Raw genomic sequence first — 12,815 nt, forward strand, 5'->3', positions numbered from 1 at the left:
TAAACCCTGTAGGAGCTGCCGAAGGCTGCGATCTTTTGCTTTAGGCTGGAATGGCCTTGGCCTTAGGCTCCCGCGCCCAAACCCGATGCTGCCCGATCGCCGCAAAGAACGGCTTGGTCAATCCCGGCACATCCTTGCCCTGCAGCAACCCTGCATCCGCCTCTAGCTTCAGCAGATCCTGCAACTGCTTGGCATCGCCGTGCAGCGCAATCGCCTTCAGGTGCTTGTACGCCTCCAGCAGGTAGTGCAGCGCCACGCCATCAGCGCTCAACGCCTTGATCGACGCCGCGCCACCGGGCACGAACACCGCATCGAAGATCACTGAAGGCATGCCTTCCATGGAGGCGTCCACTGGCAGGGCTTTGCCGTCGGCAGTCTTCACCGGTGCCGACGTCGGGCCGAGCAGCTTGGCGTGCGCACCTTGTGCAGCCAAGGCCTTCTTCATCGCATCGATCGCCGCACCATCGACGCCGTTAGCGGCAAGAATCGCCACTTTCCGAGTTTTGATGTCCTCTGGCAGCAGATTCGCCTGGCTCAGCGCCGGCGAATGATCGAACGAAGTCTTGCGCACCTCGACCGTGCCTTTGCTCGGCGCTGGCAATCCGAGGTTGGCCGCCACACGTTTAGCCAGTTCCAGGTCGATGTTGGCGAGAATCTCATTCACCTGCCGTGCACGGATGAACTCACGTTCGACCTTGCCCAGCTCGAAACTGTAAGCGGCAATGATGTGTTCCTTCTCGTGCTCGCTCATGCTCTTGAAGAACAGCCGTGCTTGCGAGAAGTGATCGCTGAACGACTCGCTGCGCTGGCGGATCTTGTTCGCATCGATGCGTTCCGGATAACTCTCGAAGCCGCCGTCTTTAGCCGCCGGTGGGGTTTCCTTCGGCCAGCCGCCATCAATCGAGTTCGGCTCGTAGGACGCGCGCCCCTTGTCGATCACCGTGCGGTGTTGGGCATCGCGCTGGCCGTTGTGGAACGGTGCCACGGGGCGGTTGATCGGCAGCTCATGAAAGTTCGGCCCACCCAGTCGGCTGATTTGCGTATCGGTGTAGGAAAACAGCCGACCTTGCAGCAATGGATCGTTGGAGAAGTCGATTCCCGGCACGATGTGGCCGGGGCAAAACGCGACCTGCTCGGTCTCGGCGAAGAAGTTGTCCGGGTTGCGGTTCAGGGTCATCTTGCCCAGCGGGGTGATCGGCACGATTTCTTCGGGGATCAGCTTGGTCGGGTCGAGGATGTCGAAATCGAAGTCGTGTTCGTTTTCCTCCTCGATGATCTGTACGCCCAGCTCCCATTCCGGGTAGTCGCCCATCTCGATGGCTTCCCACAGATCGCGACGGTGGTAGTCGGTGTCTTTACCGGCGAGCTTCTGCGCCTCGTCCCACACCAGCGAGCAGGTGCCGGCGGTCGGGCGCCAGTGGAATTTGACGAAGCGCGATTTGCCCTCGGCATTGATCAGGCGGAAGGTGTGCACGCCAAAGCCCTGCATGCTGCGCAGGCTTTTCGGAATCGCCCGGTCGGACATGGCCCAGATCACCATGTGCGCCGATTCCGGCACCAGCGAGACAAAGTCCCAGAACGTGTCGTGGGCCGAGCCGCCCGTCGGGATCTCATTGTGCGGCTCGGGTTTCACCGCGTGGACGAAGTCGGGAAACTTGATCGCGTCCTGAATGAAGAACACCGGCATGTTGTTGCCGACCAGGTCGAAGTTGCCTTCGTCGGTGAAGAATTTCACCGCGAAACCGCGCACGTCACGCACGGTATCGCCGGAACCACGCGGCCCCTGCACCGTGGAAAAGCGCACGAACACCGGAGTCTTTTTCCCCGGGTCCTGCAGGAAACCGGCCTTGGTCAGCGCCGAATGGTTCTCGTAGGCCTGAAAGAAACCGTGAGCGCCCGTACCGCGGGCATGGACGATGCGCTCCGGAATGCGTTCGTGGTCAAAGTGCGTGATTTTCTCACGCATGATGAAGTCTTCCAGCAACGACGGCCCGCGCGGGCCGGCCTTGAGAGTGTTCTGGTTATCGGCGACCTTTACCCCTTGGTTGGTGCGCAGGGCCTGGCCGGTAGCGTCGGAGCGAAACTTCTCCAGGCTGTCGAGTTTGGCGTTGGTGTTGGCGCGATCCTTGGTATCGGTTCCGGCCAGCTGGCTTTTGTCGGTGGTAGGTTTCTTGCTGCTCATCAGACGTAAACTCCTCGGTTGACCCCGTTTCCACGGGGACTCTTGAGCGTTTCCGGGCACGGTTACCCAGGGTTTCAAGTCGCTGAACTAGTGACCAATGAGCAGGAACGAGCGTTCCTTTTTTATGACCTTTGATCTTGTTATTGCCAAATCGAAGGTTAATTGCGAAATAAATGCTAAGAACCTCTATACGGACAGGCTAAAATGCGCGCCCGGCTAACCGCTGATCCTTTTCTAACGCGCCCCACAAGGTTCGCTACGTGATCGAGTTTCAAAACGTCCACAAAACTTACCGCGTCGCCGGTAAGGACATCCCCGCCCTGCACCCGACCAGTCTTTCGATTGAAAACGGTCAGGTCTTCGGCCTGATCGGCCATTCCGGTGCGGGAAAAAGTACCCTGCTGCGTCTGATCAATCGCCTGGAAGACTCCAGCGGCGGCAAGATCATCGTCGACGGCGAAGAAGTCACCGCGCTGGACGCCAACGGCCTGCGCCGTTTCCGCCAGCAGGTCGGGATGATCTTCCAACACTTCAACCTGCTCGCTTCCAAGACCGTGGCCGACAACGTCGCGCTGCCGCTGACCCTGGCCGGCGAACTGTCGAGCAGCGAGATCAATCAGCGCGTCGCCGAATTGCTGGCGCGGGTCGGTCTGTCTGATCACTCCAAAAAGTATCCGGCGCAGCTGTCCGGCGGCCAGAAACAGCGTGTCGGCATCGCCCGCGCCCTGGCGACCAAGCCGAAAATTCTGCTGTGCGACGAGGCCACCAGCGCCCTCGACCCGCAGACCACCGCGTCGGTTCTGCAACTGCTGGCCGAGATCAATCGTGAACTGAAGCTGACCATCGTCCTGATCACCCACGAGATGGATGTGATCCGTCGGGTCTGCGATCAGGTGGCAGTGATGGACGCCGGGGTGATCGTCGAGCAAGGTTCGGTGGCCGATGTGTTCCTGCATCCGCAGCACCCGACCACCAAGCGTTTCGTCCAGGAAAGCGAGCAGATCGACGAAAGCGAACAGCGCGATGACTTCGCTCACGTACCGGGTCGCATCGTGCGTCTGACCTTCCAGGGCGAAGCGACCTACGCGCCGTTGCTCGGTACCGTTGCCCGGGAAACCGGGGTCGACTACAGCATCCTCGCCGGTCGCATCGACCGCATCAAAGACATTCCTTACGGGCAATTGACCCTCGCCGTCACCGGTGGCGACATGGAAGCGGCTTTCGCCCGCTTCACCGCCGCTGACGTTCATATGGAGGTGCTGCGTTAATGGAAATGCTCAAGGCTTTCTTCGAAAACATCGATTGGCTGGAAATCTGGCTGGCCACCGGCGACACCCTGCTGATGCTCGGTGGTTCGCTGCTGTTCACCGTATTGCTCGGCCTGCCGCTGGGCGTGCTGCTGTTCCTCTGCAGCCCGCGTCAGTTGCTGGAAAACCGTGGCTTCTACGCCTTCATGTCGTTGGCGGTGAACATCCTGCGTTCGCTGCCGTTCATCATTCTGCTGATCGTGATGATTCCGTTCACCGTGCTGATCACCGGCACTTCGCTGGGCGTGGCCGGTGCGATTCCGCCGCTGGTGGTGGGTGCGACTCCGTTTTTCGCGCGTCTGGTGGAAACCGCGCTGCGTGAAGTCGATCGCGGCATCATCGAAGCCACTCAATCGATGGGGGCGACCACCCGGCAGATCATCATGAACGCCTTGCTGCCGGAGGCCCGTCCAGGCATCTTCGCCGCGATTACGGTGACCGCGATTACCCTGGTGTCCTACACGGCAATGGCCGGTGTGGTCGGCGCCGGTGGTCTGGGTGACCTGGCGATCCGTTTCGGCTACCAGCGTTTCCAGACTGACGTGATGATCGTCACCGTGGTGTTGCTGCTGATTCTGGTACAAGTGCTGCAAATGGTCGGCGACCGTCTGGTCGTGCATTTCTCGCGCAAATAACCGGTTTTTGTAATCAAGAAATGAGCCGGCCATTCGCTGGCAGGCGCCACACGGGCGCTTTGAAAAGGAGTTAGCTGAATGAAAAAACTGATCGCTGCTTTCGCTGCCGTAGCCGCTTTTTCGGCCCACGCCGAAACCCTGACCGTTGCCGCCACTCCGGTGCCGCACGCGGAAATCCTCGAGTTCGTGAAGCCGGCCCTGGCCAAGGAAGGCGTGGATCTGAAGGTCAAGGTCTTCACCGACTACATTCAGCCGAACGTACAGGTGGCCGAGAAGCGCCTGGACGCCAACTTTTTCCAGCACCAGCCGTACCTCGATGAGTTCAACAAGGCCAAGGGCACCAGCCTGGTGGCGGTGACCGGCGTGCATCTGGAGCCGCTGGGCGCCTACTCGAACAAGATCAAGGATCTGAAGGATCTGCCAAGCGGCGCCAACGTGGTGATTCCGAACGACGCCACCAACGGCGGCCGCGCGCTGTTGCTGCTGGCCAAGGCCGGCCTGATCACCCTGAAGGATCCGACCAACATCCTGTCGACCCTGAAAGACATCGCACAGAACACGAAAGACCTGAAAATCCGTGAACTGGAAGCCGCGACCATCCCGCGCGTGCTGACCCAGGTCGATCTGGCGCTGATCAACACCAACTACGCGCTGGAAGCCAAGCTCGATCCGTCCAAGGATGCGCTGGTGATCGAAGGCAACGACTCGCCGTACGTGAACATCCTGGTGTCCCGTGCGGACAACAAAGACAGCGACGCGATGCAGAAACTGGCGGCTGCGCTGCACAGCCCGGAAGTGAAGAAATTCATCACCGAGAAGTACAAAGGCGCGGTATTGCCGGCGTTCTGATACAGATTGCTGCAATGAAAAGGGGACGCCAATGGCGTCCCCTTTTTTGTGGCCGAGTGTTCGGTTTTGGACCTGCTGTGTATTTGCCCCTCACCCCAGCCCTCTCCCGGAGGGAGAGGGAGCCGACCGAGGTGTCTTGCGTTGTACATCGACCTGAAAGATTGGGTCGATTATGGATTCGGCAAAGGACTTACAGGTCGGCGTATTTCGTCAGCATCCCTCACCCTAACCCTCTCCCTCCGGGAGAGGGTTAGGGTGAGGGGTGGCTTTTGATCTTGGCTATTTACGGTTGAGCATTACTGGCAGCTGCGCCACCAGTTTGGCGTTGTTCAGCGGCGCCCGGATGAACCCGCGCTGCGTGCCGTCCGGGCCGATCACCGCGAGATTGCCGCTGTGATCCACCGTGTAATTCGGCTTGCTGGTGTCGGCCGGAATGAACGGAATACTCACCGCATTCGCGACTTTCTGCAGCTCTTCGATCGACTTCGGCGTCAGTCCCACGAACTGCGGATCGAAGTAGCCCAGGTACTGCTTCAACTGCTGCGGGTTGTCGCGGTTCGGATCGACGCTGACCAGCACGATCTGCAACTTATCCACAGCATCCTTGGGCAACTCGCTCTTGATCTGGCGCAGTTGGGCGAGGGTGGTCGGGCAGATGTCCGGGCAGAAGGTGTAGCCGAAGAACAGCAGGCTCCATTTGCCTTTCAACTCGTCGATGGCGACCGGTTGGCCATCCTGATTGGTCATGGTCACGCCCGGCAACGTGCGGCTCTGCGGCAGCAGGATGATGCCGGCGTCGATCAGCGCGGTGGGGTCGCCCTGGCCCTTGCCGCTCAGTACTTTGTTGACGGTCAGTCCCAGGATCAGCGCGATCACGGCGACGAGGATGAAGACGGTTTTCTGGGTTCGAGTCATAGGTTCAACAGTAAGTAGTGGTCTACGAGCAGGGCGATGAACAACAGGAACAAGTAATAAATAGAGTACTTGAAGGTGTTGATCGCCGCGTGCGGCCGAGTGCCACGGTACAGCACCACGGCCCATTGCAGAAACCTTGCGCCGAGGGCGAGGGCGCAGATGAGGTAGAGCACGCCGCTCATGTGGATCACGTACGGCAGCAGGCTCACCGCGAGCAGCGCGAAGGTGTACAGCAGAATATGCACCTTGGTGTAGTGCTCGCCGTGGGTCACCGGCAGCATCGGGATGTCGGCCTTGGCGTATTCCTCCTTGCGATGAATCGCCAGCGCCCAGAAATGCGGCGGGGTCCAGGCGAAGATGATCAGCACCAGCAGCAACGGTTCGGCGCTGACATGGCCGGTAGCGGCGGTCCAGCCGAGCAGCGGAGGGGCGGCGCCGGCAAGACCGCCGATGACGATGTTCTGTGGCGTCGCGCGTTTGAGGAAGCCGGTGTAGATCACCGCGTAGCCGAGTAACGAAGCGAGGGTCAGCCACGCGGTCAGCGGATTGGTGAACGTCAGCAGCATCGCCTGCCCGAGCAGCGCCAGCACCAGCGCAAAGGTCAGCGCCGCTGCCGGCGAAACCCGGCCCTCGGCCAATGGCCGTTTGTGCGTGCGCGCCATCACCGCATCGATGCGCCGGTCGACCACATGATTCACCGCCGCCGCGCCGCCAGCACACAACGCAATCCCCAGATTGCCGAACACCAGCACCGTCCACGGCACTCCGGCGCGGGTCGCGAGGAACATGCCGACCAGCGAGGTGATCAGCATCAGCACTACCACTTTCGGCTTGGTCAGCTCCAGATAGTCACGCCACAGTGCTTGCGCGGGGCGTTCGCCGATCAGAAGCGCCATGGCGTTTCTCCTTTAATGGTGATGGGCGCCGCCACGTGTTTACGCGGGCTGAGGCGCCAGCGCGCAAGCACCGGCTGTTTGACCCGGACCAGACTGGTGCGCGCGTGATAATTGACCAGCACCATGCTCAGCAGCAGCGCGGCGCCACCGGCGTTGTGCGCCACGGCCACCGGCAGCGGCAGATGGAACAATACGTTGCTGATACCGAGGGTGATTTGTGCAGCGAGGGCGATGACGACCAGCCCGGCCAAACGTGTCATGCCGACGGCTTTCAGTTGCCAGGCCAAGCCGAGCAGCACCAGCGTCACCAGCAGCGCGCCGATGCGGTGGGTCAGGTGAATCGCTGTGCGTGCATCGCTGTCGAGTTGGCCGCCGAGATAATTGGGGCCGATGTGCTGGGTCAGGTGAAAGCCGTTGGCAAAGTCCGCCGGTGGCAGCCATTGACCGTGGCAGGTCGGGAAGTCGATGCAGGCCACCGCCGCGTAGTTGGAGCTGACCCAGCCACCGAGCGCGATCTGGCCGATCACCAGCAACAACCCCGCCGTCGCCCAATACTGCAAGCGCTTGGGCACGGTCAGCGCCGGCAGCACGCCGGACAGCCTCAACGTCAGCAGGAACAGCAAACTCAAGGTCGCAAAACCGCCGAGCAAATGCCCGGTGACCACTTGCGGCCAGAGCTTGAGCGTCACCGTCCACATGCCGAATGCCGCTTGCGCGAACACCACTGCCAGCAGAAACAGCGGCAGCTTCAGCGGCTGTCCCGGATGACCACGATTGACCCAGGCACGCCCGGCCAGAATCGCAATCAGCAGGCCGAGAGTGCCGGCGAAGTAGCGGTGGATCATCTCGTTCCAGCCCTTGTGCGCCACCACCGGCGAGTCGGGGTAATGCAGTTCGGCATGGGCCAGTTGGGCTTCGCTTTTCGGCACGCTGATAAAGCCGTAGCAGCCCGGCCAGTCCGGACAGCCGAGGCCGGCGTGGGTCAGGCGGGTGTAGGCGCCGAGCAGCACGACGATCAGTGCCAGCAGGGTGGCAAACAGCGCGAGGCGAAATCCAGGTTTGGCCATGACGATGCCCTTATCCGATGTTCGACAGTTTCAGCAGGTGGCGCAGGTCGTTGAGCAGATCCTTGCCCTTCACGCTCGGCTCGTAGCGCAGTACCAGGTTGCCGTGCGGGTCGATGATCCACAGTTGCGGTGTGGCCTTGTCGCCGGTGGCCTTGCTCAACGCTGCGCTGTCCAGCGGGTAGCGTTGCAGCTGCGGGTATTCGCGGGTCAGCTTGGCTTCGTAGTCGGCGCTCAGCGGCTGTGCAGCGGCGAGGGCGTGGCTGGCGCGCCCGGCATCCCGGCCGAGGCCGATCTGGATCTGCCGGGCGAGGTACACCAGTTGCTGGCAGTCCACCGCGCAGTCCTTCGGTGCGGTGACCAGCATCTGCCAGCGTTGCTCATCGGCCTGCACGCCGAGGTCGGCGCGGGTCTGGCCATTGCCGATCAGTTCGCCGTGATAGCTGCGGCCTTCCGGCACCCAGAACTGCAATTTGTACATGCCGGTGGCGAGAATCATCGGGCCGACTACGCCGAGCACAATCAGCAACAGCTGGATCCGCCCACGGCGGCTGGTGGCCGGGGTTTTCGCCTCAGACATGCTGGGTGGATTCATGGCCGTTCCCATGGTGGTTCTCCTTTGCGTTGTGCAATCCAAGGTAGAGGTAGAGACCGAGCAGGGCGGTGGCCATGGCGAACCACTGCACGGCGTATCCAAGGTGTTTTTCCGGACCCATGGCCACCACCGGCCAGTCGGCCTCGTAACTGGCGGGACCGGGTTCGGCGCGAAGTTCGTAGGCGAAGCCGTCGCGTTCGAGGGTTTTCCACAGCTTGGCCGGCTCGACGGCGGTGACGGTTTGCGGCCAGGTGCTGCTGGCGGGGTCGGCGTGCAACTGGAAGGTCGCGCCGGGGGCGACGTACACCCAGGCATCGATATTCACGGCATCGGCCGGGGTTTTGAATTGCGGGGTAACGCGGCGGTCCGGCCAAGCCAGCCAGCCGCGATTGACCAGCAGCCACAGGCCGCTGGCCCGATCCTGAAACGGTTGCAGCAACTCGATGCCGACCTTGCCGTTACGCTGACGGTTGTCCAGCAGCAGGCTGTGAGCGCTATCGAACTGACCATATAGATGAACGCGGCGAAAGGCCGGGTCGGCGCTGTGCAGCAATTCGCTGCTGGCCATCGGCTCGGCCGCGCGGCGTTCGGCGTAACTGGCGAGCAGGGCGGTTTTCTCCGCGCCCCGACCGAGCTGCCAGAAACCCAGCGACACCAGCAACGGCAGCAACAGCGCCACCACCACGGTCGGTATCACGCCCGGGCGGAAGCGCTTCATGGCCGCGCCACAAAGTCAGTCGTCGCGATCGCTATACTCAACTGCATCGCCTGTCCCCCGGAGTTCTTCCCATGCTCAAAGCAGCCATTGTCGTGCTGCTGATTGCCACGGTGATCAGCCTGTTCAGCGGCCTGTTTTTCCTGGTCAAGGACGACAGCAGCTCCAATCGTCTGGTAATCGCCTTGAGTGTTCGGGTGGCCCTGGCCGCTGCCACCGTCGGCTTGATTGCCTGGGGCTTCTACAGCGGCCAATTGGTGTCGCACGCGCCTTGGTGATCAGTGCTCAAAGCACATAAACGAAGATGAACAAGCCGATCCACACCACATCGACGAAGTGCCAGTACCAGCTCGCCGCCTCGAAGCCGAACTGATGCTCGGCATCGAAATGGCCCTTCATGATGCGCATCAGCATCACGAACAGAATGATCGTGCCGATGGTCACGTGGGCACCGTGGAAACCGGTGAGCATGAAGAACGTCGCGCCGTAGATGCCCGAACCCAGGGTCAGGCCCAGTTCGTGGTAGGCGTGCATGTATTCCTCGGCCTGCAAGGCGAGGAAGCCGCAGCCCAGCAGCACGGTGATCGCCAGCCAGATTTTCAGCGCGCCGCGATGGCCCTTCTTCAAGGCATGGTGGGCGATGGTGATGGTCACACTGGAACTGACCAGCAGAATCGTGTTGATCAGCGGCAGGCCCCACGGGCTGATGACTTCTTTGGGCGGCGGGAACAGTTTCGGGTCAGGCGTGTGCAGCAGCGGCCAGGTGAACTGGAAGTTCGGCCAGAGCATGTGGGCGATGCCTTTCGGCCCTTCGCCCCCCAGCGCCGGGCCGGAAATATGCCGCACGTAGAACAGCGCACCGAAGAAGGCGATGAAGAACATCACCTCGGAAAAGATGAACCAACTCATGCCCCAGCGGAACGAGCGATCGAGCTGCGGGCTGTACAGCCCGGCGCGACTTTCCTTGATCACCGCCCCGAACCAGCCGAACAGCATGTACGCCAGCAACAGTCCGCCGACGAAAAAGATGTACGGGCCGTGGGATTCCGGGCGCGCGGCCTTCAGATCGTTGAACCAGGTCGCCAGGCCGTACACGGTGATGACCATGCCGAAGGTGGCGATGATCGGCCATTTGCTCTGGGCCGGGACGTAATAGTGCTCATGAGTTGCCATTTATTGTTCTCCTTATCGGGCACGCTTAACCGCCAGTGTTTGCAGCCACCGGAGGATGTCGGGCGGTGATATCGAACAGCGTGTAGGACAGCGTCAGGTGCTTCACGTCCTTGGGCATGTCGCGGTCAACGATGAAACGCACCGGCATCTCGATCTGCTGACCCGGCTGCAGCACCTGCTGGGTAAAGCAAAAGCATTCGGTCTTGTGGAAATACGCCGCCGCATTGCTCGGCGCGATGCTCGGCACGGCTTGCGCACTCATCGGTTTGTCGGTGGGATTGCGCGCGACGAAAATCATCTCGTTGACCGCACCGGGGTTGGCGGTCAACTCATCGTGTTTGGGGTAGAACTCCCACGGCATGTCGATGTTGTTGGTCGACAGAAACTGCACGCGAACTTGCCGCGAACTGTCCACCACCTGCTCGCCCTCGTACTGCCCGGCGGTCTTGCCGTTGATGCCGAAGGCCTTGCACATCACGTCGTAGATCGGCACCAGGGCAAAGCCGAAGACAAACATCGCCACCACCACGCCGAGCAGGCGGGTGACCAGTTTTTTCAGCGAGATCGAGTCAGCCATGAGTCATGCCTCCCTCGAAGGTGCGGGTGAGCCTTTGTGGCGAGGGAGCTTGCTCCCGCTGGGTTGCGCAGCAGCCCCAAAGATTTTTTGGGCGCTGCGCACCCAAGCGGGAGCAAGCTCCCTCGCCACAGGGGTCGCGTTAACAGAGGAGCGTTTCATTTCACTTCCGGCGGCGTGGTGAAGGTGTGATACGGCGCCGGCGACGGCACGCTCCACTCCAGGCCTTCGGCGCCGTCCCACGGTTTGGCCNACTTCCGGCGGCGTGGTGAAGGTGTGATACGGCGCCGGCGACGGCACGCTCCACTCCAGGCCTTCGGCGCCGTCCCACGGTTTGGCCGGGGCTGGCGCGCCACCGCGAATGGTCTTGATCACGATGAACAGGAAGAAGATCTGCGTGGCGCCGAACATGAATGCGCCGATCGAGGAGACCATGTTGAAGTCGGCGAACTGCAGGTTGTAGTCCGGAATCCGTCGCGGCATTCCTGCCAGTCCCACGAAGTGCATCGGGAAGAAGGTCAGGTTCATGCCGACGAATGACAGCCAGAAATGCAGCTTGCCAAGGGTTTCGTCGTACATGTGCCCGGTCCACTTCGGCAGCCAGTAATAGGCCGAGGCGAAGATGCCGAAGATCGCCCCCGGCACCAGCACGTAGTGGAAGTGCGCGACCACGAAGTAGGTGTCCTGGTACTGGAAGTCCGCCGGGGCGATAGCGAGCATCAGCCCGGAGAAACCGCCGATCGAGAACAGGATCACGAACGCCACGGCGAACAGCATCGGCGTCTCGAAGGTCAGCGAGCCTTGCCACATGGTGCTGGCCCAGTTGAATACCTTCACCCCGGTCGGGACGGCGATGAGCATGGTCGCGTACATGAAGAACAGTTCGCCCACCAGCGGGATGCCGACTACGAACATGTGGTGCGCCCAGACGATGAACGACAGGAACGCGATGCTCGCCGTGGCGTAGACCATCGAGGTGTAGCCGAACAGCGGCTTGCGCGAGAAGGTCGGGATGATCTGGCTGACGGCACCGAAGGCCGGCAGGATCATGATGTACACCTCGGGATGCCCGAAGAACCAGAACACGTGCTGGAACAGCACCGGATCACCTCCACCGGCGGCACTGAAGAAACTGGTGCCGAAGTGGATGTCCATCAGCATCATCGTCACGCACCCGGCCAGCACCGGCATCACCGCGATCAGCAGGAACGCGGTGATCAGCCAGGTCCAGACGAACAGCGGCATTTTCATCAGGGTCATGCCGGGGGCGCGCAGGTTGAGGATGGTGGCGATCACGTTGATCGCGCCCATGATCGAACTGATCCCCATCAAGTGGATGGCGAAGATGAAGTAGGTGACGCTTTCCGGCGCGTAGGTGGTGGACAGCGGCGCATAGAACGTCCAGCCGAAGTTCGGCCCGCCACCGGCGGTAAACAGGGTCGAGACCAGCAGCAGGAACGCCGCCGGCAGCAGCCAGAAGCTGAAGTTGTTCATCCGTGGCAGGGCCATGTCCGGCGCGCCGATCATCAACGGGATCATCCAGTTGGCGAGGCCGACGAACGCTGGCATCACCGCGCCGAAGACCATCACCAGACCGTGCATGGTGGTCATCTGGTTGAAGAATGCCGGTTCGACGATCTGCAGCCCGGGCTGGAACAGCTCGGCGCGGATCACCATGGCGAACGTGCCGCCGAGCAGGAACATGCAGAAGGCAAACCACAGATACAGCGTGCCGATGTCCTTGTGGTTGGTGGTCAGCACCCAGCGCATCAGGCCTTTGGCGGGGCCGTGGGCGTGGTCGGCATGACCGTGGTCATCGATTACAGCGCTCATGGCCGGTCTCCTTTACGTGAGTGGACGGGGCGGGCCGGGGCGCATTGCCCCGACCGATTCACGAAGTTCGCGATAGA

General features: G+C 61.5%; 12 protein-coding genes and 1 pseudogene. 4 read left to right on the forward strand and 9 right to left on the reverse strand.

The features are described 5' to 3' along the window. Positions 1 to 40: 40 nt before the first annotated feature. A complete protein-coding gene (katE, locus tag B1722_RS20440) occupies positions 41 to 2,182 on the reverse strand; it encodes a catalase HPII (RefSeq protein WP_041073703.1) in 2,142 nt (713 codons plus the stop codon). Between the two features lie 260 nt (positions 2,183 to 2,442). Between katE and B1722_RS20445 the strand changes: the two genes are divergently transcribed. From B1722_RS20445 to B1722_RS20455, 3 genes are all read left to right on the forward strand, one after another. Beyond that, positions 2,443 to 3,450 carry a methionine ABC transporter ATP-binding protein gene (locus B1722_RS20445; protein ID WP_041073705.1) on the forward strand — a complete coding sequence of 336 codons (1,008 nt, stop codon included), beginning with the start codon at positions 2,443 to 2,445 and terminating at the stop codon, positions 3,448 to 3,450. Beyond that, positions 3,450 to 4,124: a methionine ABC transporter permease gene (locus tag B1722_RS20450; protein WP_041073706.1), complete on the forward strand. Its 675-nt coding sequence runs from the start codon at positions 3,450 to 3,452 to the stop codon at positions 4,122 to 4,124. Before B1722_RS20445 ends, B1722_RS20450 begins: the two co-directional genes overlap by 1 nt. A 78-nt stretch (positions 4,125 to 4,202) precedes the next feature. Further along, a complete protein-coding gene (locus B1722_RS20455) occupies positions 4,203 to 4,973 on the forward strand; it encodes a MetQ/NlpA family ABC transporter substrate-binding protein (RefSeq protein WP_086794107.1) in 771 nt (256 codons plus the stop codon). Positions 4,974 to 5,252: 279 nt separating this feature from the next. Here the strand turns inward: B1722_RS20455 and B1722_RS20460 are convergent, their stop codons facing one another. Genes B1722_RS20460 through B1722_RS20480 form a run of 5 tightly spaced genes read right to left on the reverse strand, consistent with a single transcriptional unit; the run spans position 5,253 to position 9,161 of the window. Next, entirely contained in the window at positions 5,253 to 5,888 is a 636-nt protein-coding gene (locus tag B1722_RS20460; protein ID WP_007962772.1) for an SCO family protein, read from the reverse strand. After that, the gene (gene cyoE, locus B1722_RS20465; RefSeq protein ID WP_047297465.1) at positions 5,885 to 6,784 is read right to left on the reverse strand and encodes a heme o synthase; all 900 of its coding nucleotides are present in this window, start codon (positions 6,782 to 6,784) and stop codon (positions 5,885 to 5,887) included. The genes B1722_RS20460 and cyoE overlap by 4 nt, the downstream gene beginning before the upstream one ends. Further along, positions 6,772 to 7,851, reverse strand: a complete 1,080-nt coding sequence (locus B1722_RS20470) for a heme A synthase (protein WP_041073712.1) — start codon at positions 7,849 to 7,851, stop codon at positions 6,772 to 6,774. Before B1722_RS20470 ends, cyoE begins: the two co-directional genes overlap by 13 nt. Before the next feature lie 10 nt (positions 7,852 to 7,861). Beyond that, complete coding sequence (locus B1722_RS20475; RefSeq protein WP_086794109.1) at positions 7,862 to 8,455, reverse strand: hypothetical protein; 594 nt, start codon at positions 8,453 to 8,455, stop codon at positions 7,862 to 7,864. Further along, a complete protein-coding gene (locus tag B1722_RS20480) occupies positions 8,421 to 9,161 on the reverse strand; it encodes an SURF1 family protein (RefSeq protein WP_041073716.1) in 741 nt (246 codons plus the stop codon). Before B1722_RS20480 ends, B1722_RS20475 begins: the two co-directional genes overlap by 35 nt. Positions 9,162 to 9,232: 71 nt before the next feature. On the opposite strand from B1722_RS20480, the gene B1722_RS20485 reads away from it, so the two are divergent. After that, entirely contained in the window at positions 9,233 to 9,436 is a 204-nt protein-coding gene (locus B1722_RS20485; protein WP_041073718.1) for a twin transmembrane helix small protein, read from the forward strand. A 7-nt stretch (positions 9,437 to 9,443) separates the two neighbouring features. On the opposite strand, the gene B1722_RS20490 is transcribed toward B1722_RS20485, so the two are convergent. The 3 genes and pseudogenes from B1722_RS20490 to ctaD form a co-directional block, all read right to left on the reverse strand. Next, positions 9,444 to 10,331: a cytochrome c oxidase subunit 3 gene (locus tag B1722_RS20490; protein WP_041073720.1), complete on the reverse strand. Its 888-nt coding sequence runs from the start codon at positions 10,329 to 10,331 to the stop codon at positions 9,444 to 9,446. Positions 10,332 to 10,356: 25 nt separating this feature from the next. Further along, the gene (locus B1722_RS20495; protein WP_041073722.1) at positions 10,357 to 10,908 is read right to left on the reverse strand and encodes a cytochrome c oxidase assembly protein; all 552 of its coding nucleotides are present in this window, start codon (positions 10,906 to 10,908) and stop codon (positions 10,357 to 10,359) included. A gap of 246 nt (positions 10,909 to 11,154) precedes the next feature. Beyond that, positions 11,155 to 12,738, reverse strand: a pseudogene (gene ctaD / locus B1722_RS20500) (cytochrome c oxidase subunit I); the annotation flags it as partial. Between the last annotated feature and the right edge of the window lie 77 nt (positions 12,739 to 12,815).

The organism is Pseudomonas sp. SCPG-7, from assembly GCF_002156405.1.
Classification (GTDB): domain Bacteria; phylum Pseudomonadota; class Gammaproteobacteria; order Pseudomonadales; family Pseudomonadaceae; genus Aquipseudomonas; species Aquipseudomonas parakoreensis.